This window comes from Vibrio lamellibrachiae, from assembly GCF_050337265.1.
Lineage (GTDB): Bacteria > Pseudomonadota > Gammaproteobacteria > Enterobacterales > Vibrionaceae > Vibrio > Vibrio kyushuensis.
On the sequence record NZ_JAKJSU010000005.1, the window covers coordinates 393,009 to 419,337 of the forward strand.

24 protein-coding genes are annotated in these 26,329 nt (G+C 42.4%); 3 read left to right on the forward strand and 21 right to left on the reverse strand.

Going from position 1 to position 26,329, the window contains the following annotated elements; all coding sequences use genetic code 11:
• Positions 1-6 precede the first annotated feature (6 nt).
• Positions 7-846: a beta-keto acid cleavage family enzyme gene (locus L4C54_RS07340; protein WP_428807952.1), complete on the forward strand. Its 840-nt coding sequence runs from the start codon at positions 7-9 to the stop codon at positions 844-846.
• A 48-nt stretch (positions 847-894) separates the two neighbouring features.
• Complete coding sequence (locus tag L4C54_RS07345) at positions 895-1,869, forward strand: TAXI family TRAP transporter solute-binding subunit (protein WP_428799855.1); 975 nt, start codon at positions 895-897, stop codon at positions 1,867-1,869.
• A gap of 94 nt (positions 1,870-1,963) precedes the next feature.
• Here the strand turns inward: L4C54_RS07345 and L4C54_RS07350 are convergent, their stop codons facing one another.
• The 11 genes from L4C54_RS07350 to L4C54_RS07400 form a co-directional block, all read right to left on the reverse strand.
• Positions 1,964-2,737 (reverse strand): DUF5718 family protein, encoded by a 774-nt coding sequence (locus tag L4C54_RS07350; RefSeq protein ID WP_428807660.1) that lies wholly within the window; start codon positions 2,735-2,737, stop codon positions 1,964-1,966.
• Between the two features lie 129 nt (positions 2,738-2,866).
• Positions 2,867-3,817 carry a triphosphoribosyl-dephospho-CoA synthase CitG gene (gene citG, locus L4C54_RS07355; RefSeq protein ID WP_428807661.1) on the reverse strand — a complete coding sequence of 317 codons (951 nt, stop codon included), beginning with the start codon at positions 3,815-3,817 and terminating at the stop codon, positions 2,867-2,869.
• Positions 3,804-4,325, reverse strand: coding sequence for a citrate lyase holo-[acyl-carrier protein] synthase (citX, locus tag L4C54_RS07360; protein ID WP_428807662.1), 522 nt, complete (start codon positions 4,323-4,325; stop codon positions 3,804-3,806). The genes citG and citX (L4C54_RS07360) overlap by 14 nt, the downstream gene beginning before the upstream one ends.
• Positions 4,326-4,328: 3 nt before the next feature.
• Entirely contained in the window at positions 4,329-5,843 is a 1,515-nt protein-coding gene (citF, locus tag L4C54_RS07365) for a citrate lyase subunit alpha (protein ID WP_428807663.1), read from the reverse strand.
• 12 nt (positions 5,844-5,855) lie between these two features.
• A complete protein-coding gene (gene citE, locus L4C54_RS07370) occupies positions 5,856-6,731 on the reverse strand; it encodes a citrate (pro-3S)-lyase subunit beta (protein ID WP_428799851.1) in 876 nt (291 codons plus the stop codon).
• A complete protein-coding gene (gene citD, locus L4C54_RS07375) occupies positions 6,731-7,030 on the reverse strand; it encodes a citrate lyase acyl carrier protein (protein ID WP_428799850.1) in 300 nt (99 codons plus the stop codon). The genes citE and citD overlap by 1 nt, the downstream gene beginning before the upstream one ends.
• A 312-nt stretch (positions 7,031-7,342) precedes the next feature.
• Positions 7,343-8,032: a response regulator gene (locus L4C54_RS07380; RefSeq protein WP_428799849.1), complete on the reverse strand. Its 690-nt coding sequence runs from the start codon at positions 8,030-8,032 to the stop codon at positions 7,343-7,345.
• Positions 8,029-9,666, reverse strand: coding sequence for an ATP-binding protein (locus L4C54_RS07385; protein WP_428807664.1), 1,638 nt, complete (start codon positions 9,664-9,666; stop codon positions 8,029-8,031). The genes L4C54_RS07380 and L4C54_RS07385 overlap by 4 nt, the downstream gene beginning before the upstream one ends.
• Before the next feature lie 111 nt (positions 9,667-9,777).
• On the reverse strand, positions 9,778-11,082 hold the full coding sequence (locus L4C54_RS07390) for a sodium ion-translocating decarboxylase subunit beta (RefSeq protein ID WP_428799847.1): 1,305 nt from the start codon (positions 11,080-11,082) through the stop codon (positions 9,778-9,780).
• A gap of 9 nt (positions 11,083-11,091) precedes the next feature.
• The gene (oadA, locus tag L4C54_RS07395) at positions 11,092-12,903 is read right to left on the reverse strand and encodes a sodium-extruding oxaloacetate decarboxylase subunit alpha (RefSeq protein WP_428807665.1); all 1,812 of its coding nucleotides are present in this window, start codon (positions 12,901-12,903) and stop codon (positions 11,092-11,094) included.
• Between the two features lie 29 nt (positions 12,904-12,932).
• Positions 12,933-13,175 (reverse strand): OadG family protein, encoded by a 243-nt coding sequence (locus L4C54_RS07400; protein ID WP_428799845.1) that lies wholly within the window; start codon positions 13,173-13,175, stop codon positions 12,933-12,935.
• A 320-nt stretch (positions 13,176-13,495) separates the two neighbouring features.
• On the opposite strand from L4C54_RS07400, the gene citX (L4C54_RS07405) reads away from it, so the two are divergent.
• Positions 13,496-14,020, forward strand: a complete 525-nt coding sequence (gene citX, locus L4C54_RS07405) for a citrate lyase holo-[acyl-carrier protein] synthase (protein ID WP_428807666.1) — start codon at positions 13,496-13,498, stop codon at positions 14,018-14,020.
• Between the two features lie 114 nt (positions 14,021-14,134).
• On the opposite strand, the gene citC is transcribed toward citX (L4C54_RS07405), so the two are convergent.
• From citC to L4C54_RS07455, 10 genes are all read right to left on the reverse strand, one after another.
• Positions 14,135-15,220 carry a [citrate (pro-3S)-lyase] ligase gene (gene citC / locus L4C54_RS07410; RefSeq protein WP_428807667.1) on the reverse strand — a complete coding sequence of 362 codons (1,086 nt, stop codon included), beginning with the start codon at positions 15,218-15,220 and terminating at the stop codon, positions 14,135-14,137.
• 310 nt (positions 15,221-15,530) lie between these two features.
• Complete coding sequence (locus L4C54_RS07415; protein WP_428807668.1) at positions 15,531-17,042, reverse strand: tripartite tricarboxylate transporter permease; 1,512 nt, start codon at positions 17,040-17,042, stop codon at positions 15,531-15,533.
• Positions 17,043-17,054: 12 nt separating this feature from the next.
• Entirely contained in the window at positions 17,055-17,549 is a 495-nt protein-coding gene (locus L4C54_RS07420; protein ID WP_428799841.1) for a tripartite tricarboxylate transporter TctB family protein, read from the reverse strand.
• A gap of 101 nt (positions 17,550-17,650) precedes the next feature.
• Positions 17,651-18,640, reverse strand: coding sequence for a tripartite tricarboxylate transporter substrate binding protein (locus L4C54_RS07425; protein ID WP_428799840.1), 990 nt, complete (start codon positions 18,638-18,640; stop codon positions 17,651-17,653).
• Between the two features lie 408 nt (positions 18,641-19,048).
• On the reverse strand, positions 19,049-19,852 hold the full coding sequence (gene phnE, locus L4C54_RS07430) for a phosphonate ABC transporter, permease protein PhnE (RefSeq protein ID WP_428799839.1): 804 nt from the start codon (positions 19,850-19,852) through the stop codon (positions 19,049-19,051).
• Positions 19,852-20,667 (reverse strand): phosphonate ABC transporter, permease protein PhnE, encoded by an 816-nt coding sequence (phnE, locus tag L4C54_RS07435; RefSeq protein ID WP_428807669.1) that lies wholly within the window; start codon positions 20,665-20,667, stop codon positions 19,852-19,854. Before phnE (L4C54_RS07435) ends, phnE (L4C54_RS07430) begins: the two co-directional genes overlap by 1 nt.
• Positions 20,655-21,425: a phosphonate ABC transporter ATP-binding protein gene (phnC, locus tag L4C54_RS07440; RefSeq protein WP_428807670.1), complete on the reverse strand. Its 771-nt coding sequence runs from the start codon at positions 21,423-21,425 to the stop codon at positions 20,655-20,657. The genes phnE (L4C54_RS07435) and phnC overlap by 13 nt, the downstream gene beginning before the upstream one ends.
• A 102-nt stretch (positions 21,426-21,527) precedes the next feature.
• A complete protein-coding gene (phnD, locus tag L4C54_RS07445; protein ID WP_428807671.1) occupies positions 21,528-22,568 on the reverse strand; it encodes a phosphate/phosphite/phosphonate ABC transporter substrate-binding protein in 1,041 nt (346 codons plus the stop codon).
• A 220-nt stretch (positions 22,569-22,788) separates the two neighbouring features.
• The gene (locus tag L4C54_RS07450; protein WP_428807672.1) at positions 22,789-24,144 is read right to left on the reverse strand and encodes a sigma-54-dependent transcriptional regulator; all 1,356 of its coding nucleotides are present in this window, start codon (positions 24,142-24,144) and stop codon (positions 22,789-22,791) included.
• A complete protein-coding gene (locus tag L4C54_RS07455; protein ID WP_428807673.1) occupies positions 24,137-26,020 on the reverse strand; it encodes an ATP-binding protein in 1,884 nt (627 codons plus the stop codon). Before L4C54_RS07455 ends, L4C54_RS07450 begins: the two co-directional genes overlap by 8 nt.
• Positions 26,021-26,329 lie beyond the last annotated feature (309 nt).

The window sequence follows — 26,329 nt, forward strand, 5'->3', positions numbered from 1 at the left end:
ATCGTGATATCAGAGACAAGTGTCGTAACACCAAAAGCAATCGGAATCATCGTTGCCCCAAATGGCGCAACAAAGACCACAAGCACACACTCTGCTCTGCCTATTGCGCCAACACAAATTGCCGATACCGTTGAAGCATGTCTCCACCAAGGTGCGGCCATGGTTCATCTTCACTCAAGGGATGCACAAGGCAAGCATTCGCTAGAGATCGAAGACAATATCAACACTTATAGAGCCGTAAAAGAACGAGTAGGAACCAGCATATTAGTTCAGCTGACCACTGAAGCAGTCGGCCAATATTCGCCGGAGCAACAGATGTCATTAGTTAAAGCAGTGAAGCCTGAAGCGGCTTCTTTCGCTATTAAAGAACTCATCCCCGATGATAGCCACAATGAAACGGCAAGAGGTTTTTTCCATTGGGTGGCAGAGCAATCGATCATTCCTCAATATATCGTTTATTCAGTTAATGAGCTTAAACGTTACCTAGATCTCATAGAAAATCAGATACTTCCAGAGCAAAATCATCATCTTTTGCTAGTCTTAGGTAGATATAACGACCATTTATTGTCCAACCCAACTGACTTGTTGCCTTATTTCCCATATTTGCAACAGCTTTCTTGCCGTTGGGCGGTATGCGCGTTTGGCTCCCTAGAGTTACACTCTCTTACTGCGGCAGCGCTTTTAGGAGGAGATGTTCGAATAGGGTTTGAAAATAACCACTTAGATGTATTTGGACACCCTGCTATTAGCAATGATCAGCAAGTGAAACAACTGAAAGATCTATTAACCCAACTCAACATTGGAACCTATGACGCCAACGAATACAGGAATCTAATTATTCAATAACCTGTTACCCGTTGAGTCACTGTACTAACAAAGAAATAAGGAAATACCATGAAGCGACTTAAGTCACTCGTCACCGCTACAACCGCAACTTTATTGATTGGTGCGGCAAGCACTGCGGTAGCTCAAGACCGATTCGTTACAATTGGCACAGGAGGTGTTACTGGGGTGTATTACCCAACAGGCGGTGCTATCTGTCGTCTAGTCAACAAGTCTAGAAGTGAACACCATATCCGCTGTTCAGTAGAAAGCACTGGCGGTTCAATTTACAACATCAATACCATTCGTGCGGGTGAACTCGATCTCGGTATTGCTCAATCAGATTGGCAGTATCACGCTTACAACGGCACCAGCAAGTTTGCTGATAAAGGGGCTTTTAAAGAGCTACGCGCAGTATTCTCTGTTCACCCTGAACCCTTTACGGTTGTAGCAAGAGCCGATTCTGGAATTAAAACATTTGAAGATCTTAAAGGTAAGCGTGTAAACATTGGTAATCCTGGTTCTGGTCAACGCGGTACCATGGAAGTGTTGATGGCTGAGTATGGCTGGACAAATGACGACTTTAAATTGGTATCAGAGTTAAAAGCATCTGAGCAGTCTTCTGCGCTGTGTGATAACAAAATCGATGCAATGATCTACACGGTTGGCCACCCAAGTGGGGCGATTAAAGAAGCGACAACATCATGTGACAGTGTCGTGGTTTCTGTTTCTGGTAAGCAAGTCGATAAGCTAGTCTCTGACAATAGCTTCTATCGTACAGCTAGCGTTCCCGGTGGTATGTATCGTGGTAACGACAACGACACAGCAACATTTGGTGTAGGTGCTACGTTTGTTTCGTCAACGGAAGTTCCAGAAGATGTCGTCTATAACATTGTTAAAGCTGTCTTTGAAAACTTTGACGACTTTAGACGTCTTCACCCTGCATTTGCCAACTTGAAGAAAGAAGAGATGATGAAAGATGGTCTATCTGCTCCATTGCATGCTGGTGCGGAAAAGTACTATCGTGAGATTGGTTTGATTAAGTAATTGACTTAACTTAAATAAAGCATAAGAAAAATGTAAAAAGGGCTTAGTTATTAAGCCCTTTTTCTTTATTTATCTATTTATCTACGGCTTGAAACTATTCGACGGTTTGTGTGAATGAGAGAAGATAATCGTTATTGTCAGTTTCATTACGGTTAAACATCTCTTTCACAAGTGCACTATCGACAAACTCAGCGTCATAACCTGCGATATGAATTTTATCACCTTTTTGAACGAAGTTTTTCTCACCCCAAGGTGTATAGTTAGGCGCGCCGGTATATAGAATCAACTCACTTGGATAACCTAACTTTGCAATGCTTGGTAAGATGGCACTGTACATGCCTTCGTCCTTTTGGTTGTTGATTCTATCCACCATCCAAGCCATCAAGTGACAGTAAAACACTTTCAACTCTGTACAGTTAACTTCAGGCGTTGCTAAGATCATCTCTCCGTTTCGCTCAATAAAGGAAATGAGCCTAAAATTTTCACCATAATTGGCGGGGCTTAATCGTAAAATATCCCACCAATGAGCGTTGATGCCCTTAGATTGTGCGCCCCACGATTTCCGTTGATCTATTTTCTCTGAACCCGGTAGGTCTCGAATGGTAAAGTCATTTCCAATCGTCATCTGCTTCGCCATTAGCGCGCTCACTTTGCCTCCGGCGTAACTCACCTGACAACGTAATACGAATTCTGGTTCTATATCTACCTTACTGCCCTGCTCTGGGTATTTTGCAATCTCATTGCTGCTGAGTGTGTCAGGGTGCTCACAATCAATAACAAATATTCCGTTAGGTAAACGATCCTCTGTGACACTTTCTGCACCACTTAGATGCCCTAAAAAATTTCCTATGATGCCTAAACTAAGCATGCTTTCTTCCTCTTATTTTTGCTGGCTATGACTCTGACTATTTCCAGTTTATTGACTGGATTATTTTAATTTTCCACTCATTTATTGACTGCTATTGGATATTTTCACAGCCCTCTTTCGACGAAACAATTAACGCTTATTGACTAGAATTTGTGAGCAAACGTTAAGTTGAGCTAATAACCACGTTGCAGCAAGTAAATCAGCACTACCACCTGGGCTTAGGTTTCTTTCAATCAATTGCTGGTCAAACAAAGTAACTTTCTGCTCCAAATACTCAGGTGCAAGATCTCCATATTGCAGTAAGCCTTGAGCTTGCAATTGAACATAATTAAGACCTTCAATACCGCCACGGTTAACTAAGTTACTGTCATCATTATGTGCCATTAAAGACAACAAACTTTTGGACATCGCTTGTTCTTCAGACTGTCCACTGCGAATACATCCTTCATAAAGGGGAAGACTGTATTTAAAGATGGTTGGATACCCTTTTGCCGCTTCACCACGGATGCCCGTTAATCCATGTTGATGATAAGCACGTTCGCCGGCTGTTTTGGGGGTTCCGATAGCGTCTTTTAATTCTTTAGACACCAAATCAGCACAGCACTCTTTAATCACAGCTCGAACCCGCGCAGCGTCATAACTGATCCCCTTTTTATGAAGCCAACCGACAGCGCCACAGATAAGCCCAAGAGTAAATATCATCCCTTTATGGGTATTCACATTATTCGTTGCTCGGAACATGGCATTTTCCGCTTGGATGCCGACTTTACGTAGGCCCGGTAAAAGTTCTTTCGCCGGTTTTTCATGCATGTTACAGCCCGCTTTAACGAACAGTTTCATGTACGGCCTAAGGGTGTTAGAACTCGCAATAAAGGTGTCGATATCCATATCGCAATGAGCACCACTTGAAACACAGTCAACAAGACCCGCTTTTGGCGTTAGGTGTACCTCTAACATCATGGCGTGGTAAGCCAAGTTACCGGCTAATTCATAGATATTTAGCTGGGCTTCACCTTTTTCCGATGAACGATACAGGGGGCAATCGTCCATGAGCCATTCTAAAGTTTTAGTCGCGTTCATTTATTATCTCACTCATTTTATTGATCATTTCGGTAAGAGAGTGGGTTCGATTGCGAGCACATGTTTTAGCTTGCTGTTCGCATATCAAACATCGTCTGGGAGGTTGGTTTAGCTGTTGGCGTGAGATCTGAGATCCGTCTAGGTCAATAACATCAATATCGAATAAACGTCCAAACGGGTGATCTTCTTCTACTTCAACCATTAGCTGTTTCAGTTGTTGTGCGCTATTCACATCTATGGCAAATATCAACTCATAACCAGTAACAGCGATTTTGATTCCGACGCCCGAAATATTGATCTGATGTTCTTTGCATTTCTCAATAATGGCCTGATGACCTGATCCAAAGGCGATTTTTGCTATCTTGTTTTGCTTTACTTCTCCTAGCATATTGATGGTAAAAGAAATAAGCGGAAGAGAATGGACTGCCATCCACTCTCTTTGCCGCCGAACGCGTTCCTCTTTGCCCTCAAGGACTTGATGCAAAGTAACTTTAGGCCCGCGGTACAAACGCTAATCTCGAACTTGATTGATTGTGTCTATAACCGATCCATCGCGATAACGTACATAGCCCACGATCTTTTTCTTATATTCAATCGGACGAGCTTTGCCTGTTAACAACTCAGCGCGCTGCTGAAGCTGTTCGATACTCATTAATTCAACTCCTGCTTGCTCAAGCTTCTGTTGAATGTCTTTACGCTCTGGGTTTACTGCAATGCCGTGATCGGTTACGAGAACATCAATCAGGCTACCAACTGTGACAACGTTAAGAACCGAATCCACCACCGTTGGAATACGCCCACGAACTAAAGGAGCCACAATTATTGTTAAGTTTGCAGAAGCAGCGGTATCACTATGACCACCCGATGCACCACGAATAACACCGTCTGATCCGGTAATAACGTTGACGTTAAAATCAGTATCAATTTCTAAAGCACTGAGAATAACCACATCAAGCCTGTCAACTACCGCACCTTTTGAGGCTGGATTCGCGTATTGATTTGCAGAAATTTCGATATGATTTGGGTTTCTCGCTAATGAGTCTGCTGCATTAGCATCAAACGATTGCACGTCTAGTAGGGTTTTAATCAGCCCTTTTTCGTGCAGATCCACCATGGTTGACGTAATACCACCAAGCGCAAAACTCGCGGCAATATCTTTTCTCACCATCTTCTCTTCAAGAAAACGAGTCACCGCTAATGATGCGCCACCCGAGCCAGTCTGCATTGAGAAATCAGGTTTAAAATAGCCCGAATGTTCAATCACATCCGCCGCTTTACGTGCTATCAATAGTTCACGAGGGTTACTTGTCATTCGTGTTGCACCACCGCCAATCTTCGAAGCATCTCCAACGCTCTCAACAACGACAACACTATCGACATCGTCTTGAGCTATCGAAGCTGGATGGTTTGGAAATGGAACTATCTCTTCCGTTAGCAGCACAACATGCTTAGCGTATTTCGCATCAATTTGTGCATAACCTAGTGAACCACAGCGCGCTTTACCACTAACAGCATTGGCATTACCGAATTCGTCGGTTGTTGATACGCCAAGAAACGCTACATCAATATTCAGTTCACCATTTTGAACAAGGTGAACGCGCCCACCGTGAGAGTGAATATGGATAGGCTGATCAAGTAATCCACGCGAGATCTTTTCTGCAAGTTCTCCACGTAATCCAGACGTATAGATCTGCGTGATCACGCCATTTTCAATATGTCTAACCAGTGGCGCGTGAACATCGGACAATGAGCTTGAGGCTAGGGTTAAGTTTTTAAACCCAAGATCAGCGATTACGTCCATCACCATGTTGATGATTTTGTCTCCGCCACGAAACGAGTGGTGAAAAGAGATGGTCATTCCATCTTTTAAGCCACTATTTTTGACCGAATCTTCAACACTTTTAAAAATCTTGCGGTTTTTTTTGCTCTCTCTATCAAGCAAGTGAGGTGTTAAAGCATGCGGCCCAGAATAAGGGGTTAGGTTCTGTTTTTCTAAATCAATGTATAGGGTGTTTTCGTTATTCATAGCGCTGCTGCCTTACTGTTTGATTCCAGATTTTGCTTTTTCAAGTGTCCAACGAGCGCGTTCAATGATTGGCGCGTCCACCATTTTTCCATTTAGCGATACAACGCCCGACCCTTGCTGCTCTGCTTCTTCGGCAACTTCGATCACAGCAATGGCGTGGTCAACTTCTTTTTGTGACGGAGCAAAAACGTTATGAATCATTTCGATTTGACGAGGGTTGATCAGTGACTTGCCATCAAAACCTAAATCTTTGATGTGTTCAGCTTCGTTCAAGAAACCTTCTTCGTTGGCAGTGTCAGAATAGACAGTATCAAAGGCCATAATGCCTGCAGCGCGTGCCGCTTGTAGTATTGAACAACGAGCAAACAGTAACTCAGTGCCTTGTGGAGTACGCTGCGTACGTAAATCGCGCACATAGTCTTCAGCACCAAGAGCAATACCAATCAAGCGTTTTGAACCACATGCGATCTCAACGGCATTATTAACGCCCTGCGCTGATTCAATAGCAGCAAGCATTTTGGTACTACCTAACTCACGACCAAACTCAATTTCGGCTTGCTCAATAACCATTTCCATATCAATGACATCTTGAACCGTATCAGTCTTTGGTAGACGAACTGCGTTAACACCCGCTTTAACCACCGCTCTTACATCAGCGCGACCAAACTCAGACTCCAAAGCGTTAACACGAACAACAGTCTCAATATCGGCATACAACGGATGTTGCAACGCGTTGTAGACCAACATACGCGCGGTATCTTTTTCACGAATTGAAACGGAGTCTTCAAGATCAAACATGATTGCATCGGGCGTGTAGATAAATGAGTTGCTTAACATTGCTGCATTTGAACTCGGCACAAATAACATACTTCTACGTAGCTTACTCATTACACTGCTCCCCAAATGATATCTTCACTACCAATACCAGCGCCGCGCATAACCGCAGCTTGCACGCGAGCCCGAATCACGCAATCAAGTGCGCCTTTATCGTTAACGACAACAATCGCAGACGTTACACCCATCTCCTCGAGTGTTGTTTTCACAACGCGTCGAATTAGTGGTTCAAATTGTTTTTCTACAGAGCTGGTAATATCAATTTCTAAATGCCCACTGCTACAAGGGGTAACCTCGACCAGCAAGTCACTTGACTCTAGTGTTCCAGCGTAAGATCGCTGACTAATATTCATAACAAATCCTTAAGATACGGCTATTGGAAATCTTTAATTTGGGTAGGTAACAGACGAAGTTAAGAGCTATTGCCGACTAAGGATATTGTCGTTAATCAGTTGCTGTTATAAGGGGATGAAGTTCAAGTTTCGTCATAGGGTAAACACCATTAATGGAGTTAATGAATTTAACCACTTTGAAGGTTAGTTTTAGTGCTTTAATTCGTATGAAGAGAGGGTTTTAGTGTTTGAATGGCAGCGTTGTACGCATAAAAACGCCACTTTCTTATAAAGAAAGCGGCGTTTTTTAGAGACAACTAAGTTTAGGATCGACTAATCGTTTTTAACATAAACTCTTTCAGGGCGACCAACTCGACCGTGTTCATTTTCAACAGCCAAAAAGCCACTTGCCGAACAGTATTCAAGGTAGCGTCTTGCGGTGGTTTTACTAATGCCAACTTCTGAGCCTAAGCTCTCTGCAGTAAATTTAAAACCACAATTCTGGCTAAATACTTGCTTGATCTTATCCAGCGTTAACTCACCAATTCCTTTTGGTAATCGACTCGATTCTTTGTCTCTAGCTTGAATATTAAAAAGATCATCAACATGACGTTGGCTGATATTATCAAACGCTTTAATTGCACAGTTGTACTTTAAGTATCGGTTCAGCGTTTCTTGTAATCGATCATAAGAGATTGGCTTTAAAAGGTAGTCAAAACAGCCACACTGAAGCGCATCTTTAACGGTGTCCATCTCACTTGAGGCCGTTACCAGTATAAAGTCTGGTTTGTAATTCCCTTTCTCCGCAATCACATCTCGGAAAAGATCGATCCCTAGGCCATCTGGCAGATAGTTATCTAAAATAATCAGTTTTGGTTTGTGGATACGGATCATGGTTTTTGCCATGGCGACGCTTGAAGCGATACCAATGGGGTTAAACCTTACCGTTTGACGAAAAAATTGTGCATGCAGTTCAGCAATCCCTACTTCATCCTCAATAATTAATACATCGATCATATTCATTCTTCATTCACCTTATTCGGAATAAATATCGAAAATATGGTTCCCTTCGGTTCTGCATCGTCGACTAATATAACTCCTCCAGCATTTGTTACGTACCTGTTAATTAGGTACAGACCTATTCCATGGCCTTCATTATCATTTTTACTGGTAACCCCTCGACTAAATATCGTACTGGCTATATCAGCTGAAATTCCGCAACCGTTATCACCAACTTCAATAACTAAGTCATTACCTGCATCGGTAATTAACACTGTAACAATCTTGTTACTTTCAGGGTTTTTTAGAGTTGCCTCGAATGCATTATCAATCAAATTTCCAATAATGGCAGACAATTCGTTTGGATCTATTTTCTCACTTAATTGATATAATTGACAGGTAGGATCAAACTGTAAATCTAGACCAAGTTCGCAAGATCGAGAATATTTACCAAGTAAAATCCCCGCAATCTGCTTTAATTTAATTCTAGAGCTTACAAAATCAATTAATTGCTGTTTTCTAATACTTTCACTATTGATCAATTCTAATGCTGCTTGGTTCTCACCTATTTCAATTAAACCACTTATTGTCGATAGTTTATTAGCATGCTCATGACGCATAACTCGTAAGTTATCGGTGTATTGTTTAATTTGTGTTAATTCTGCTGTTAATGAGTTGATATCATTCTTGTGCCTAAAGCTGACAACCCAACCAATTAAGTCTTCTTTATCAAATATTGCAACACGATTTGCTATAACTGTTTGGTTATTAATTGAGACAATTTCATCTTTTATGTTTTTATCGAAAGGGGTTTGGAAAAAAAACTGTGAGTTGCTAACGAGGTCAGTAATCGACCGAGAGGTAACGCCTTGAACATTGCCATTCGCCCCTAGGATATCTAGTGCACTACGGTTTGTCGTGAGAATCGTCCCTTCTTTATCTATGGCGATAACACCCTCATAAACGGAAGATAAAATGGATTTTTGCAAATAGAGCGCCATAGCAATTTCAGAAGGCTCCATACCGTTCATTTTTTTCTTAATATGGCTTGAAAAGAACCACGCTCCCACGATAGTAAGAAAGAACATCAATATGAATTCGTACACGACAGGTTCAAAATAAAATTCAACCCACTGTTCAAATCGATCAAATAAATAACCAACTGAAATAACGCCGATTATTTCACCATCGAAATCAACAATTGGGGCTTTTCCACGAACACCATAACCAAGGCTTCCTTCCTTTAGCGAAATATATGCTTCGCCGCGTTCTAAAACGCCCGCATTATCACCCCCCTGCATCGGAAATCCAATTTGACTTTTTACTGGATGAGATAACCGTATGCCATTCGAATCACCAATGACAATAAAGCTAGCATCAGAGATCTTATGCAGTCTATCTATTACTCGCTCTATCGCTGGGACATTTTTAATTCTTACTTCTTGAATTAACTCAGGATCACTGGCAATTTCTTTTGCTTGAATTAAGGCACGCGTTCCAACTTGGTGCTCTAAAGTATCGAGAAGACCTTTGTGGAAATTTATACTTACAAAGATCAGTTGCACCATCATTAATGCAAAAATTAATATAAAGACTCGATTTCTAAATGATAAACCGCTTTTTACTCTTGCTATTAATTGCATAGAGGTAGTGCTCATACACAAAGGCTCCCTTTATTAATTCTATATTCATCCAAAATATTGAATTATTATTCTGACAAGAATATCAATAGAAAGGAAGGCACTGATGCCTCCCTTTTAATAGTTTGCTTAACCACCGATCACATACTTGATCATTACACCGGCAGCTACTGCCGAGCCAATAACACCAGCGACGTTTGGACCCATTGCGTGCATCAGTAGAAAGTTCTGTGCATTCGCTTCTAGGCCCACTTTGTTGGTCACTCGTGCAGCCATCGGTACAGCAGAAACACCAGCAGAGCCGATCAGCGGATTGACCTTCTCTTTGCAGACTTTGTTCATTAGTTTAGCCATGATCAAGCCAGTCGCTGTACCCACGCAGAAAGCCACGATACCTAATGCTAGAATTCCAAGTGTTTGTGGTTGTAAAAACTTATCAGCCATAAGCTTGGAACCAACAGATAGACCAAGGAAAATAGTCACAATGTTGATTAAGCCGTTTTGAGCTGTTTCATTTAAACGTTCAACCACACCACACTCACGCATCAGGTTGCCAAAACAGAACATACCCAGTAGTGGTGTTGCTGAAGGGAGTAACATAGCAATCAGTATAAGCAGCATTAACGGGAAGCACACTTTTTCAACTTTGCTCACTGTGCGAAGCTGAGTCATTGTGATCTTACGTTCCGCTTCTGTTGTTAACGCTCTCATAATAGGCGGCTGGATCATTGGAACCAAAGCCATGTAAGAATATGCTGCAACAGCGATTGCGCCTAAAAGTTCAGGAGCAAGCATGCTAGAAACGTAGATAGCCGTTGGGCCATCAGCGCCACCAATAATGCCAATTGCCGCTGCTTGTGCCACGCTAAAATCCATTAACCCTAGCTGGCTAAGACCCAATGCACCTAACACGGTGGCAAAAATGCCGAACTGCGCAGCTGCACCTAATAGCAATGTTTTAGGGTTAGCGAGTAGAGGACCAAAATCGGTCATCGCACCCACCCCCATAAATATAACTAGTGGACCAACACCAGACGCAATGACTACGTTGTAGAAGGTATACAACATACCATCACTGTATTTGAACTGTTCAGCCAATAGCTGTAAGCCCATCTTTTGCTGAGGTGTGGCAGAATCTAACGCGTACTTAATGACATCCGGCGACGCATCTGCAAGTTCCAAGATACTTGCAAAACCCGCCATAACTTCAGCTTTACCTGCATAAATAGCCGCTTCCACACCACTGACTGCTAGGTTCGCTTCTGGCAAGTTTGCAAGAATGCCACCAAGGCCAATTGGTACAAGCAGTAGTGGTTCAAACTTTTTAACAATCGCAAGATAAAGCAGGCCGAGACCGATAACGATCATTGCTGCTTGGCCCATTTGCAAATGTAGGAAACCGAAGTCTCTTACTAAGGCTAAAATACTGTCCATAATTTACCCTTACGCTAGTGCGAGTAGTGAGTCACCTACCTGTACTGAATCACCTTCAGATACCGTTAGGTTTTCAATTACGCCATCACGAGATGCACGAATTTCAGTTTCCATCTTCATTGCTTCTAGAATTAGAAGTACTTCACCTTCTTTCACCTCTTGGCCGACTTTCGTTGGAATTTTCCAAATGTTACCAGCAAGAGGTGCAGCGACTGTTTCTGCATTTCCAGAAGGAGCACTAGAGGGTGCTGAAGCAGGCGCTGCTTGGGGGATAGCGTTTGAAACGGAAGCGGCTAGAACTTCAGGATCAGCACCTTCGTTTATCTGTACGACGTAACTTTGGTTATTAACATTGATGGTATAAATCGCTTCATCTTCTTTGTTCACTTGAGTCGCTTTCGCTGAGTTAGCCACTGGATCGGCTTCAACGGGGAACGGTTCGAATGCATCAGGGTTATTACGATTCTCTAAGAACTTCCAACCTACTTGATCAAATAACGCAACGGTTAACACATCATCAATAATGTCATCAGAGAGTGAGATACCCTTCTCTTTCGCTTGCTCTTGAACATCTAATGAAAGTTTTTCAATTTCTGGGGTTATCAGATCAGCAGGTCTGCATGTGATGGCTTCGCTTCCATCCAACACTTTTGCTTGTAGTTCACTATCTACAGGCGCTGGCGTTTGGCCATATTCACCTTTTAAAACACCTGCCGTTTCTTTAGTGACCGTTTTATAACGTTCACCCATCATGACGTTGATGACAGCTTGTGTACCTACAATTTGAGATGTCGGCGTTACCAATGGGATTAGGCCAAGATCTTCACGTACACGAGGGATCTCTTCTAATACTTGGTCCATCTTATCGAGTGCGTTTTGCTGCTTTAATTGTGCTTCCATATTCGTCAGCATGCCGCCAGGCACTTGAGCAACCAAAATGCGAGAGTCTGCGCCTTTTAGTTGGCCTTCAAACTCGTGATACTTTTTACGCGTCTCTCTAAAATATGCCGCGATGTTTTCAAGCTTTCCAATGTTCAGACCCGTTTCTCGATCTGAACCTTCAAGCGCTGCAACAATCGATTCAGTACATGGGTGACCATAGGTTCCGCTCATTGAAGAAATTGCCGTATCAACACGGTCAACACCCGCTTCAATAGCTTTTAGCAAAGTCATGTCAGCCAACCCTGCTGTAGAATGGCAATGCAGATGAAGATCTACATCAAGCTGTTTTTTAAGGGTCGATACTAATTCAAATGCTTCATACGGGGTCATGACACCTGCCATGTCTTTGATTGCAATTGAGTCAACGCCACACTCTACAAGCTGCTCAGCAACGTCAATCCACGACTGCATTGTGTGAACTCGGCTGGTTGTATAACAGATCGTGCCTTGTGCATGCGCACCCTGTTTATTTACCGCTGCGATTGACTGCTTCATGTTGCGTACATCATTGAGTGCATCAAACACTCGGAATACATCCATGCCGTTAAACACAGCACGTTCTACAAATTTATCAACCACGTCATCAGCGTAGTGACGGTAACCCAGAATGTTTTGTCCTCTAAACAGCATTTGCTGCTTAGTATTAGGCATCGCTTTTTTAAGTTCACGTAGACGGTGCCAAGGATCTTCACCAAGGAAACGAATACACGAGTCAAAAGTAGCACCACCCCACGTTTCCAGTGACCAGTAACCGATCTCATCTAATTCTGACGCGATGGGTAACATATCGTCTAGACGCAAACGAGTAGCAAAAAGTGATTGGTGAGCATCGCGCAAAACTACATCTGTGATTCCAAGCGGCTTTTTAATATTAGACATTGAAAATTCCCTATGTTCTAAAACAGTAATTAACTAAATTTTTTCTTATGATGATGAAGTACAGCTGAGATTGCGGCGACAAGAGTGTCGTTTGATGCTGTTGGTACTTGAGTACAAACCGGAGGAGCTGGCTCTGCTGGCGGTACAAAGTAGGAAGAGACTTTGGTTAGTACGCGAATCGCCCCTACCAATAGACATAAAAAGCAAAATACAAACCCCATGCCTAACGCCATGAGAGTGAAACCTTCATAAATAATTGGGTCTTGACTCATAATCATTCTTAATCCGTGTTGAATAATGTTTGTAGAGTCTACTGGTCAAGTTGATGCTACATCGTGAAGCCCATCATTCAAATTACACGGCAAAACAACTTAAATGGCGTTAATTAATTTAATTATTTGAGGTGTTTTTATTTAATTAATTAACCACAAATTACCCCAATAAAAACCATCAAAAATCCCAGTATTTAGTTAACCCCATTAACACCATTTAAAACTCAAACGTCGTTAATAACTGCTTTTGATCTCGAGTATATTTTAGGAAGAAATAGATATGGTCCTTAGATGGACACCTGATGGATAAAGAGATTGGTATGAGAAACACAAATAATATAAATGAATATTTCAACGATATAGCTATACGAAATGAGCAGCAGAGCAATTTGTTAAGACAGTTTGGCAAACCAATAATGACGCTAACGTTAAACATCCCTAGTTCATTGGCAAAAGAAAAGTACACAGATATTATTTTTCATGACGCTTTAGATGCGATTAAAGCTAAAGTTTCTGAACTCAATTTCGATATACTCACTCGGCAAATCACCCACAGTGCACTGGGCTCTGAGGCTCTATTTGTGATGGACTCTCAATCAGCGAATGATATTAAAAAACATATGATGGAGATTGAGCGTACTCACCCTTTAGGTACACTGTTCAATCTCGACGTAATGAACCATCAAGGTAAGATGATTTCAAGAAAGTCGTGCAATATGATCACTCGCAAGTGTCCTATTTGCTCTCAATCAGCACAATCTTGTAGTCGAAACAATCGTCATTCTCTAGAGGAAATACAGACGATGATTTTATCGCTGTCTGATAAACATGTAAGTCCTATTTGAACCAACTCGTTAATGGCAACACGCTTTAGATAAATAGAATATTCAATGCAGATATTATAAACGCCAACTCAATGTTGGCGTTTTTTTGTATAAACTAAATATCTAAATTTGAACCTAAGCCACAGCGCTCTGTTTCTCTTTTAATGTCATTGCTCTTCTTTTTACTTGGTAAACAGACGTTTCTAATTTGAAGAGTTGCTCTAGATGATTATAGGTGCTCTCAGGCACTAACTGAGCAATCATATCCCACTGGTTGTCGAACAGTAAATTGCGAACTAACGACGCTGAGATAGGCTCGCTGGTGCACTCTGTCCGCGGTAATTCCACCAGAGAAATTGCAGGTTCATCAAGTGTTGGGGTTGATAGCCACTGCTGCATTTGCTGATTATAAAAACGTGTTACCGCACAAATAGGCTCTGTCCCGACAAAGCGATGAGTTACCCCCAAAGCCGGACCAATATAAGACCGAAATAGCTGTAAATCCACAGCAGTATGGCAGTAGTTGATAACGCCTTCATCTTTTAAGAAGTAGCTTGGAAAGGTTGCACGTGAAATGATGTAATCAGAACCTTCATGAATGATCACATTGGTCAGATCTTTGAGGCCAGCACGAATCATTGTGAGTCGATCTTTATAGGAGAAAAACGAACGGTCTTCTTTTACCACAAACAGATGAACCCAATCACACTGCTTCGCTGCATGTTCAACCAAATACCGATGGCCATTAGTAAAAGGGTTTGCATTCATTACAATGCTACCAATCATGCCACCGGGCTTCTTGTGCTGAGACAGGTCATAACAATAGCTCGACAAACGTGTCTTGCTATTTTCAAGCAAGATGACTCGGTCTTTAACCGAGGTAAGCTGATAAAACCCTGCGCTGTGGAACATCGCATAATTCTCAGGTTTGGTATAAATGAACAAGTTGTAACGGCCTAAATCATAGGCTCTTGTAACGAGCTCCGTCAGCAACTTAGTCGATAATCCAGTCCCCTGATATTCAGAATCAACGGCAATCGATTTTAATGTGCTACCCGCAAGTCCACCGCAGGCAATCACTTTTCCATTCGCGTAAGCAATAACAAAGAGTTCGACATCCAAATCCACTCCCAACCCCATAATGCTTAAGAAGGCTCTAACCTTTTCCATTCTTCTCGCATTGGTTTTATTGATTTGTTCAAAACTGTATGAAGTGAGCACTGACCTTTCTCTTTAGAAAATTCACGTTTAAATTATCGGATTTATTGGACGTATAAAAGTTGAGTTTAGTCATATCTCCAGTAGCACACTATGAATTTAAATGACGTAAATGATTTAATCTCGATTTTCTCTAGTTATTAACAACTTAACCCAAAAACACCACAACAAATAAGCCGTACAGATACTTTCAGCCAAACACATATCCAGTCCATATATAAAATGAACGTATATCAAAAAGCCAACCCTTAAATTAATAAGAATTGGCTTTCAGTAGATTACTTAACGAAATGTTAAACGATGTGCCTAACGATTACGCTGTTTGAACTTTCTGCTCAGCTTTGCTTTTTCTGTACATTCCAAGTAGCGGAAGTCCAATCGAAAGTACAGTGATTGCAATAAGAACCTGAGACACTGTTGAGCTACCAAAGATAGCAAAGTCTTGGTTTGAGATTCTAAATGCCTGACGGAATGATTGCTCCATCGTACCACCGACAATTACCGCTAGAATCATTGGAGCTGTTGGGATGTTTGTACGCTTCATTACAACACCGGCCACACCCAGGATTACTAAGATGTAGAACTCAATCGTTGAGTTACTGATTGCGTAACAACCGATGAACGCAAGGCCTAGTACAATTGGGTAAAGAACTTTAGGCGGAATTGCCAGTACTCGAACCAACACACCTGCTAGAGGGATGTTCACAACTGCTAGAATAATGTTTGCAACAAACATACTAGCAATTAGACCCCATGCAACGTCAGCGTGTTGAACAAACAGTAGTGGACCAGGTTGAATACCTAACATTAATAGCGCGCCCATCATTACCGCTGTTGTACCTGAACCCGGTACACCTAGTGATAGCATTGGGATCATTGCACCAATAGAAGCGGCATTGTTTGCTGACTCAGGAGCAGCCAGACCTTCGATTGCACCTTGGCCGAACTCATCGCTGTGTTTAGAGAGCTGCTTTTCATTGTTGTAACACATAAGCGAAGCCATCGTACCACCAGCGCCAGGCAGTGAACCGATGATAAAGCCGACTGGAGCACTACGTAGAATAGCCCACTTAGAACGTTTCCAATCGTCGCCTTCAATCCAAATACGTTTGAATTTAGTTTGCGCTTTCTTGGTGCCTTTACTTAGAGAGCTAAAGCTTTTGAATACTTCACCCATCGCGTAAATACCGATGATAACAACTAAGAAGTCGATACCTGTTTGAAGGTGTAAGTTGCCAAATGTGAAGCGTTCTGTACCTGACTGTGCATCAATACCAACGGTTGCGATGGCAAGACCAATCACCATTGATAGGAAGCCTTTAAGCATGTTGCCTTTTGACATAGATGCCGTCATAGACAGTGCCGCAACCATTAGCAAGAAATACTCAGCAGGACCAAATTTCAAAGCAAAGCCAGCAACCGGTTCAGCAAGTAGTGTCATTAGTACCGCAGCAATCGTACCACCAATCAGTGATGCTATTGCCGAGATAGCCAATGCAGACTCTGCTCGCCCTTTCATCGCCATGGGATAGCCATCGAAAGTGGCGGCTAGTGCAGCGCCGTCCCCGGGGGTATTGATTAGAATCGAACTGCGCGAGCCACCGAACATTGCACCGATGTATACACCAGTCATTGTGATCAAAGCAGCGGTTGGGCCCATTGCAAACGTCATTGGTAGTAATACCGCAACGCCCGTTGCAGGGCCAAGACCCGGAAGCATACCAACGATAGTACCAAGTACACCGCCCACAGTTACTAGTAATAAATGGTAAGGCTGGAGAGCCACACCGAAACCATTCATTAAGTTAGCTAAAATTTCACTCATAGTTATTTCGTCCTATTCCATAAATGGTAATGGTGGAAGACTGATGCTTAGCAGCGTGCTAAAGATAAAGAATACGGTCACGGCAAACACAAGTGCGACGACTGTGCTTCTCTTCCAAACTTCTTTACCACCAGTGATAGTAAGCATCGCGAACATGAATAAGAATGTGCTGATCACATAGCCAAGCGTGTCGAATATCATCGCGTAGCCAATAGATACTATGCAGGTGTATAAAATTCTTTTACGATCGTACTTCTTAGTTTCGTCTTCATTGATAAGGTTGACGTAAGCTTGTATTGAGGCTTTCATATTGCTTCGAAGCAATAAAATGACACCTACAATTAGCGTTAAAATAGCTACGCCCGCCGGGAAATATAGTGGGTCTAAAGGATTGCCAAACGCAGCCCTTGGCATAGCGTAAGTCATGCCCCCATAGATAAGGCCAAATGCAATGCTGAATAAACCGGTAAATGCATCCCAATTTGGTCGGATTTTTTGCTGTTCCATATAATATCCTTTCTCTAATAATGATTAAGGCTAACGAGGACTCGAATATATTTGAGAGCGCCAATCATCAGGCGCTCTATTATTAATAAACGAATGATGAATTACTTATTAAAGATTTCAGCTAGGATTTCTTTATAATCTTCATTGGTTGTAGCCAAAAATTTAGTGAATTCAGCGCCATTTTGGTATGCATCATCCCAACCGTTACGCTCACGCGCTTCAGCCCATTCTGGTGTTTCAACCATTTTTTCTAACGTTTCAGTCCAATATTCAACCGCGTAAGCTGGCATATCTTTTGGAGCGAACAGACCACGCCAGTTTTCAAATGTTTCGTCGATACCTTGCTCTTTTACCGTTGGAATTTCAGCAACTGCGCCTTTACCAACACGCTTGTCAGCAGTATGTGCAAGAGCGGATAAATGACCACTTTCTACTAACTGAGCAACGTCGCCAAGACCGGTTGAAATGAGGTCAACGTGTCCACCCAATACTTGAGCCACAGCACCACCGTCTTGAAAGGAGATGTAATCTATCTGATTAAGATTCGGTACACCCGCGGCTTTTGCAATCATAAGAAACTGAATGTGGTCCATACTGCCGGCTGCAGATGTTCCGCCAACCTTAACACTCTTAGGATCTTTGCTTAGTGCTTCCATTACTTGGTTAATAGATGTGTATTGCGAATCTTTAGACACAACGAATGCGCCATAATCCGTAATTAAACGAGCCAATGGCGTTGTATCTTGGTAGCTGTATTTACTTGCACCGGTAAGGTTTGTTAGCAGAATTGGTGGTGAGTAAACAGAGATTAATTTGTCGCTACCTTGCTGTGTTTGCATATAGGCAAGGTTAACCGCACCACCGCCACCAGGACGGTTTGTGATTGGCATATTTGCTTTTACTAGACCAGTGTCTTTTAGTGTTTTAGCAACAGTACGAATAGTTAAATCCCAACCACCGCCAGCACCAGACGGTGCAACAAACGATAATGTTTTTGGCGGGTAATCTTTCGCAAATGCAGCACCTGCTGGAATAGCTGCGACAGACATCATTGCGGCTCCGATCATTACACTTTTAAGTTTCATGTTCATTTTATTACCTATTATTGTTATTTCCCTGAATTCAATTATTTGCTGTTGTTAATAATATTCAGCGTCAAATTGATGAAGTAATTATTCCCTGAATAGGTAATAGGGAATGTGATTCAAAACTCTATAAATTAGTTGTTTAAAGGCGGATATGGCGTTAATGATTTTTAATGAAATTGATAACTAATTGATAAATAAAAAGGAGAGCATAGAGCTCTCCTTTCTAGGAAAAAAACCTATATAGGTTCACAAGAACAATCATTTAAATTGACTTGCTTATATATTAAGTAACTTTTCTTTTCATTATATGAAACATTGTTATCCCATTCGTAGAAAACAAAAAACCGAGCTTCAGCCCGGTTTTTTGTTTTTAGGTACATCTATTGAAATAGATATGACAATATTGATTATCTACAATAGGCGCTTACGAATTTGCACGACTATCGCTTCAGCAATAATAACAACAGCGAAGATGCTGATTAGAACCATAGACACCTTTTGCCATTCAAATAGGTTTTGAGCATCATTAAGCACCACACCAATGCCTCCAGCCCCCACTAACCCTAATACCGCAGACTCTCGTACGTTGATATCCCAGCGAAATAGTACTATTGAATAAAAAGCGGGCATTACCTGAGGCCAATACCCTTTCATTAATATACTCGCCTTAGGAGCACCCGTGGCTTTAATAGCTTCGATTGTGCCCATATTAACTTCAACTAATGCTTCCGAAAGTAGTTTGCCAACGAAACCAATACTTCGTACTGCGATCGCCATGATCCCAGCCAAAACACCCGGTCCAAAAAGAGCAATAAATAACAGTGCCCAAACCAGTGAGTTGATTGAACGAGTGGACACGAGTACCACCTGAGCTAACCAGTTTATGGTTTTATTGGGGGTAATATTTGGGGCATTCAACAACGCCAAAGGAACCGCTAGTACCAATGTAAATAAGGTGCCTAACGTCGCGATATGTAAGGTTTCAATTAGAGCCGCATGCACCGTTGTCGGATAGAAGCCATAATCTACTGGCGTCATGCGTTTAAACATATCCACGAACTGCTCTGGTGCGTCATAAAGAAACTCAGGAATAACCTCCACGGTTTGCCAAGACCAAATCAACGCTGCGGCAATCGCAAAGTACACGGAAAATCGGGATAGCTTTTCCGACAGAGTAAACCTCTGCCACTCTCTATCTATACTCGCAGTTGTCATTAGAAGATCCTCCTGACCAGATTAGAAAGAAACTCACCGACCAAAATGACGGCAATAATAGTAATAAGAATGGCGGATACAAAATCATAATCAAAACGTTGGAAAGCAGAGAATAGCGTTCCTCCTAACCCACCTGCGCCAACTATGCCAACCATGGTTGAGTTACGAAGGTTGGAGTCTAATTGGTAGCTAGAAAAGCCAATAAATCGAGTGAATACTTGAGGCATCACCGCGTACAAAATCACACTCATGTAGCTCGCACCCGTGGCTTTGATCGCTTCAACCGGTTTAAACGAGACTTCTTCTATCGCTTCTGCAAACAATTTTGCGATGAAACCGATAGAGGCAATAATCAACGTTAATATGCCTGCTAACGCGCCAAACCCCACCGCTTTAACAAAAATGATGGCAATAATGACTGGGTGGAAAGATCGGCACAGTGCGATGAACAAACGAACGGGTGTGCTCACAATCGCAGGCATCATATTTCTAGCAGCTAGTAGTCCTAATACCAATGAGATCATAATTCCGAAAAAGCTTGAAATAATGGCGATTTGTAAACTTTCTAACAAGCCCCCAATTAAAAGACTAGTACGGGAGAAATCTGGCGGGAACATGCGACTTAATAAGCGCTCACTTTCACCGAAACCAATTAAAACCCTATCGACTGTTAACCCTAGCGTGCTAAAGCTGTAGACCAAGTAAACAGCAATTCCTATCCAAATAGCCTTATTCACTAGCGAAGGTTTAAAAGGGTTCTCTTTGTCGATGGTGTTACTTTTATCTATCGAAGCGGTTTGCCTTAATCCATCCATGACTCACCCCCATAAATGACTTTCAGATCTTCTTCAGTGATGTCACTCGGCGCACCATCAAAGTGTATTTTTCCGTTACACATGCCAATGATGCGTTTGGCGAATCGTTGCGCCAGCTTCACGTCATGAATATTAACTAGTACGGGCATGTCATTTCGTTCTGAGAACACCTCCATTAACTCCATGATCTCCACAGCCGTTTTTGGATCGAGTGATGAGGTGGGTTCGTCTGCCAGTAATATATAAGGGTTTTGCATTACAGCTCTTGCAATACCAACACGTTGTCTTTGACCGCCCGACAGGCTGTCTGCTCTTTGGTTTGCAAACTCACTCAAACCTACAAACTCTAATAACTCAAACGCTTGCTTTAAATCTTCTGCACTGTAGTTTCGACGCCAAGCATTCCAAGAACTCATATAACCTAAGCGCCCACTTAATACATTCTCCAGTACGGTTAAGCGTTCAACTAAATTATATTCCTGAAAGACCATGCCAATATGGCGTCTCAGCTTACGCAATTCTTTACCTTTGACTTTGGTCAGATCTGCCCCATCAAACATAATTTCGCCGTCAATAGGATCATTGAGCCTATTGATGCACTTCAATAGTGTACTTTTCCCTGTCCCAGACGGGCCTATAATTGCGACAATACCTGGTTCACTAATATCAATATCAATACCTTTGAGCACAGGTTTCCCTACTATATATTCGTGATGTAGGTTATTGATTTGAATTGCATTAGAACTCATCACCGTCATTGTTTTAATCCTTTATTTTTTAATTTTGGCAAGCCAGTGCCCTACCGGTTAAGGCACACATTTAAAAGGAACTGGCTTGGTTTAATTTAGGTTGTTCTAGTCTTAACTTTTATTAGCTTCCGCGGCGAGCGCTGCTGCTTTTTTCTTCGCGCGCTTAGCGGCATCTTTCTCAGCTAATTTTTTAAGGCCCGTTTTGGTATAAGCGGTACCCGTAGCGTGAGCGATATCTCGAATTACTTGCCACTCTTCTTTATAAGTGATTGGAGCAAAGCGGTCTGCACCTTTAAACGTCGCCGACATTTCAGGAGTAAATCGATAGGTATTAAATGCTTCTCTTATCTTCGCTACCAAATCTGGGTGTAAGTCGTGTGCATAACCAAAGGCAGATGTAGGGAATCGGGGGCTTCGATAGATAATATTTAACTCTTCTTCATCAACACGATCCGCATCCGCCATTCGATCAAAGACGTCCGATGCTACGGGTGCTGCGTCATAGTCTCCGTTAAATACACCTAAAATTGATTGATCATGCTTACCCGAGTAAAGAACCTTGTAATCTTGGTCTGGAACAATTCCTTCTGAAGGGAATAGAGCACGAGGAGCTAGGTTACCAGAGTTTGATGACGCAGAAGTATGTGCAACCCTTTTGCCCTTCAGATCAGACATCTCCTGAACTTGGCCGTCTTTACGAGCTATGGTGATGAGGTTATAACCTTGGAAACCATCTGCTGTACCTTTAACTGCAATTGGGACATAGCCAGCGAGGTTAACGGCGTAACCCGTAGGACCTGTCGAAAAACCAGCAACATGAAGACGACCCGAACGCATGGCTTCTACCTGAGCAGAGTTTGAGTGAACGGTATAATAAATGACTTTCTTACCTGTCACCTTCGAAAGGTGAGCCTGAAAATCAGCAAACGCATCTTTATAAACCGCAGGGTCCTCTACCGGTGTATAAGTGAAAACCAGTGTGCTCGGATCACGCCACTCATCTGGATTTTTGGGCGTGTCAGCAACCAAATCATTATTTTCATCACAAAACTTATCGTCTAAAACGCCATGGTTAGAACAAGTTTCTGCGTAGGAAAGCGAAGGCAATAGCAATGAGCTGGCTAGTAGGAATCCTTTGGTAACATTTTTCATTTTACTTCCTTATGTTAATTAAATGTTTGTTTCACGTTAATCAACATGGCTTATTGCAACTAGCAAGCCAACTTTAAATTATAATAAATATCAATCAGTTAAAATCAAACCAATAAGTTTCATCTTGATTTGAGTCACTTATGTCCCGTTTTAAATTGGTTATTTGGGTCACTTATGTCCACTCGCTTTTTCAGGGAATATTTATTTGTTACTTTTCACTCTAATCACAAGTCCCCGTTCTAAAATCGTGCTTATCGATATTGTGTTTTTTCAACTTTCGGTACAGCGTTTTTCTTGGCAAGCAGAGCTTTTCTGCTGACGCATTAATGTTTCCCTGAGTGTCGAGCAGAGCCTGAGTGAGCAACTCTCTTTCGTAGCTGTCCATTTGCATCTCAAAATCCAGCTCTTGCCCAGGAGGGGATTGCACGCCCTTGTCCAGATTAAACCCATCTCCCACAATACCTAACGCAAACCTATCAACCACATTTCGTAGCTCTCGGATATTTCCCGGCCAGTCGTGCTTACTCAGCTGCCCTAAAAGCTCAGGGTGAAATTCAGGCTGTTCTAATTGATATTTGTGGCAAGCTTGCAGGACGAAATGTTTGAATAGTGGACGCAAGTCTTCCAGTCGCTGATTAAGCTTAGGTAAGTTAATACAGGCGAGATTAAGTCGATAGAAAAGGTCTTTGCGAAAGGCCCCCGTTTCACCAAGCTTCGCAAGATCGGCTTTACTAGCAGCAACAATCACCAGATCAACGGGGATCAGTTCATTGCCACCAACACGTTCCACCACTCGCTCTTGAAGTACCCGAAGCAATTTTATCTGGACGGAAATTGGCATGCTTTCTATCTCATCAAGAAAAAGCGTTCCACCATTGGCCTGCTCTATCTTCCCTATTCTCTTTTTGTTGGCGCTGGTAAATGAGCCCGCTTCATGACCAAATAGCTCACTCTCAATAATGCTTTCTGTCATCCCCCCACAGTTTATCGCCACAAAGGGTTTGTTTTTTCTACGACTAAAGCGGTGTAAGGCTTGGGCGACAACTTCCTTGCCTGTTCCTGTGTCCCCATTAATAATGGTATCCACCCCTGTTTTGGCAAGTACTAAGATCTGCTGTCGAATAGACTCCATCGCCGCAGAGTCTCCAATAACCACCTCTTCAATGGTTTCTGTGTCGCGATTAGTCGTTGTTCCCTGAGCTAATTCAAACTGACGCTTCTCTAACGCCTTAGTTAATTTTGCCACCAACACGTGAGGTGACAAAGGCTTCTCTAAAAAATCAAAAGCGCCAATTTTCATCGCTTCGATCGCCATCGGGATGTCTCCATGCCCACTCATTAAAATCACGGGCAACCCCGGCACTCGTGCATGAACCAAGCTCAGTAAAGATAAACCGTCAATTTCAGGCATTTTAACGTCGCATAGTAGAACGGCAGGGCTTTCGGGTCTTAGAAAGGTCAGCCCTTGCTTTGCATTGGTAAAAGCATTGACGGCAAAACCTTCGAGTTCCAGCATTTCACTCAAGGCGTCAACCACATCAACTTCATCGTCGATTAATACCACCTGCTTAATCATCTTGTTGCTCTCCTTGCCCTTGGGCTGAATCATAACTACGTAACCCTATGCTAAATTCCGTCCACTCCCCCAGTTGAGAGTCAGCCGATAAGCTACCACCAAAATCTCTGATTATGTTGTAAGCAATGGATAACCCCAACCCAAGCCCTTTGCCAACACTTTTACTGGTGTAGAAGGGGTCAAAAATATGAGACAAATCATCGGGGTCGATACCGCTTCCGTTATCTTTAATCAATAATATAACCTGTTGAGAATGCTGCTTGATTTGAATCCGAATCGTTGGGTTCTCGCTCTCTTCTACCGCATCCAATGCGTTACCCAGCACATTCACAATGACTTGTTCAAAGCGTATTCCATTTGCCAGTACTGACACATGATCATCAGGTTCTGAATCAGTGGCCATCTCAATACGACAGTTCAGCTCATTAATTCTAGATTCCAGTAACTCTAAGGCTTCAAGCGTCACCGCTCTGACATTAACCTGTTCCAGTTTGCCATCGGATTTTCGAGCAAAAGACTTGAGGTGACGGGTGATGGTGGACGTTTTTTCAATGAGCTTAGCGATCTTCGTCAGATTGGTTTTGGCTCTTTCTGGCTGCCCCTTGTCTAACCACAAAGATGCGCTGTGTAAGTGACTATTAACCGCGGTCAATGGTTGATTGATCTCATGAGTAATACCAACACTTAACTCCCCTAAAGCGGCCAATTTACCCGCCTGTACGAGCTCGTTCTGCGTGGACAATAACTGGTGATTGGTTTGCTCTAATTCCTGAGCGGTTTGCTGGAAAAATCGAACGTCTTTCGCCATTTCGGTCATTTCGTCACGCCCCTTCAGCTCAACTTCGGTATCAAGCTTGCCGGAGGCGATAGAACGCATACTCAGTTGTAACGCTTTAACCCGCTCTAGGATATTCTTTCTTACATAGAACCAAGAAATCCCTGCTGCCGCCAACAGACTGAATAGTGCAAGAATAAGCGACAAGCGGTTGTTTCGAGTCAGCTCTTTCCCCGTAAGGGCGATAGCCGAGTCTATTTTCTTGTTCACTCTCGCGGCATAGCTTTCTATTTGCACCGCCAGTTGATGCAAATGCGTTTGGCTGTTATCAAGTAAAAAGCTTTTTTGGTAGCTAAGATCCAAAAGCTGGTTTTTCAGCTCAAACAATCGGCCCTTTCTCGACATTACGTTGATCATTGTATTTAAGCGTTCATTCAGATCAGGGTAGTTTTGGGCTAAGTTCCCATGATTCCACAGAGCTAACCACTCCGCACCTAGCTCTTCGAGCCTTATCATAGTGTTATCTAATTCATTGTAGGTTGGGTCGTTATAGAGCTTTTCTGCCAAGCCCGCTTGGTAATACAACAGTGCTTTCAAACGAGGGTAGTCTATTTTTGATTGGTCGCCGCCGGGGAGTTGCCGCAATAATTGCACCGATTCAAACAGCAAAGGAAAAAGCCCATCGAGTAAGCTTCTAAACTCTTTATTCAATTGTTGGGATTTCGCTTCGCTTAGATAAAGTAAATTGAGGCTGTTACCGATCTGAGTGATCAGCTCTTTAAAGTAATTATTGTAATCAGGGAAGTTGACCATAATTTTATTCATGGTCTCGATATATGACTCTATGTCCTTTATCGCTTTATTACGTTCTATGTTTGATTCTGAAGAGAGAATAACCGATGATGTCGCGATGATTCGTCTACCCATCTCATTAAGCCGCGAAGCCGCATCCAGCGCCGCCATGTCTTGTTCCTGAATTTTGGTCAGCCGTGCTTGAGTCTCTTTGAAGGTATGAAAAGACATCGTCGCGACTAGTAGAGTCGTCAATGAGAGCACACCAAACGCAAGTATGAGTCGAAAACCAATTCCTGACCACTTCATATAAAAGCCCTAACACCAGATCTATAGGTATCACAGTTTCTCATCAATCCCTCCCAACCAATTCTCGAGTAAATTAGATCAGGATTGTTATAACACCAAAAATTAACATCCTGTAATGGCACTGTCACAAATACGTATTTTCAACGGGGTGCTACCGACGAGATGGTTTAGCGACAAGTTCGCTTAGAAAAATGTACAAAAGAGAATCATATGAATGAGGTTGGATTTAAAAATAACGAAGTAGATAATGGGGATGTTGAGGAAAAGGAGAGCTTTAAACTCTCCCTTTTACTAACGAAAAAGTGGATG

Bases quoted from the DNA above. Each gene is read 5' to 3' on its own strand.
- L4C54_RS07380 (WP_428799849.1), bottom strand. From the start codon at position 8,032: ATGAATATGATCGATGTATTAATTATTGAGGATGAAGTAGGGATTGCT.
- citE (WP_428799851.1), bottom strand. From the start codon at position 6,731: ATGAGTAAGCTACGTAGAAGTATGTTATTTGTGCCGAGTTCAAATGCA.
- phnE (WP_428807669.1), bottom strand. From the start codon at position 20,667: ATGGATGGATTAAGGCAAACCGCTTCGATAGATAAAAGTAACACCATC.
- L4C54_RS07350 (WP_428807660.1), bottom strand. From the start codon at position 2,737: ATGCTTAGTTTAGGCATCATAGGAAATTTTTTAGGGCATCTAAGTGGT.
- phnC (WP_428807670.1), bottom strand. From the start codon at position 21,425: ATGACGGTGATGAGTTCTAATGCAATTCAAATCAATAACCTACATCAC.
- phnE (WP_428799839.1), bottom strand. From the start codon at position 19,852: ATGACAACTGCGAGTATAGATAGAGAGTGGCAGAGGTTTACTCTGTCG.
- L4C54_RS07415 (WP_428807668.1), bottom strand. From the start codon at position 17,042: ATGAGTGAAATTTTAGCTAACTTAATGAATGGTTTCGGTGTGGCTCTC.
- L4C54_RS07450 (WP_428807672.1), bottom strand. From the start codon at position 24,144: ATGATTAAGCAGGTGGTATTAATCGACGATGAAGTTGATGTGGTTGAC.
- L4C54_RS07455 (WP_428807673.1), bottom strand. From the start codon at position 26,020: ATGAAGTGGTCAGGAATTGGTTTTCGACTCATACTTGCGTTTGGTGTG.
- L4C54_RS07400 (WP_428799845.1), bottom strand. From the start codon at position 13,175: ATGAGTCAAGACCCAATTATTTATGAAGGTTTCACTCTCATGGCGTTA.
- L4C54_RS07390 (WP_428799847.1), bottom strand. From the start codon at position 11,082: ATGGACAGTATTTTAGCCTTAGTAAGAGACTTCGGTTTCCTACATTTG.
- oadA (WP_428807665.1), bottom strand. From the start codon at position 12,903: ATGTCTAATATTAAAAAGCCGCTTGGAATCACAGATGTAGTTTTGCGC.
- citX (WP_428807666.1), top strand. From the start codon at position 13,496: ATGAGAAACACAAATAATATAAATGAATATTTCAACGATATAGCTATA.
- citG (WP_428807661.1), bottom strand. From the start codon at position 3,817: ATGAACGCGACTAAAACTTTAGAATGGCTCATGGACGATTGCCCCCTG.
- L4C54_RS07420 (WP_428799841.1), bottom strand. From the start codon at position 17,549: ATGGAACAGCAAAAAATCCGACCAAATTGGGATGCATTTACCGGTTTA.
- citF (WP_428807663.1), bottom strand. From the start codon at position 5,843: ATGAATAACGAAAACACCCTATACATTGATTTAGAAAAACAGAACCTA.
- L4C54_RS07345 (WP_428799855.1), top strand. From the start codon at position 895: ATGAAGCGACTTAAGTCACTCGTCACCGCTACAACCGCAACTTTATTG.
- L4C54_RS07425 (WP_428799840.1), bottom strand. From the start codon at position 18,640: ATGAACATGAAACTTAAAAGTGTAATGATCGGAGCCGCAATGATGTCT.
- citD (WP_428799850.1), bottom strand. From the start codon at position 7,030: ATGAATATTAGTCAGCGATCTTACGCTGGAACACTAGAGTCAAGTGAC.
- L4C54_RS07385 (WP_428807664.1), bottom strand. From the start codon at position 9,666: ATGAGCACTACCTCTATGCAATTAATAGCAAGAGTAAAAAGCGGTTTA.
- phnD (WP_428807671.1), bottom strand. From the start codon at position 22,568: ATGAAAAATGTTACCAAAGGATTCCTACTAGCCAGCTCATTGCTATTG.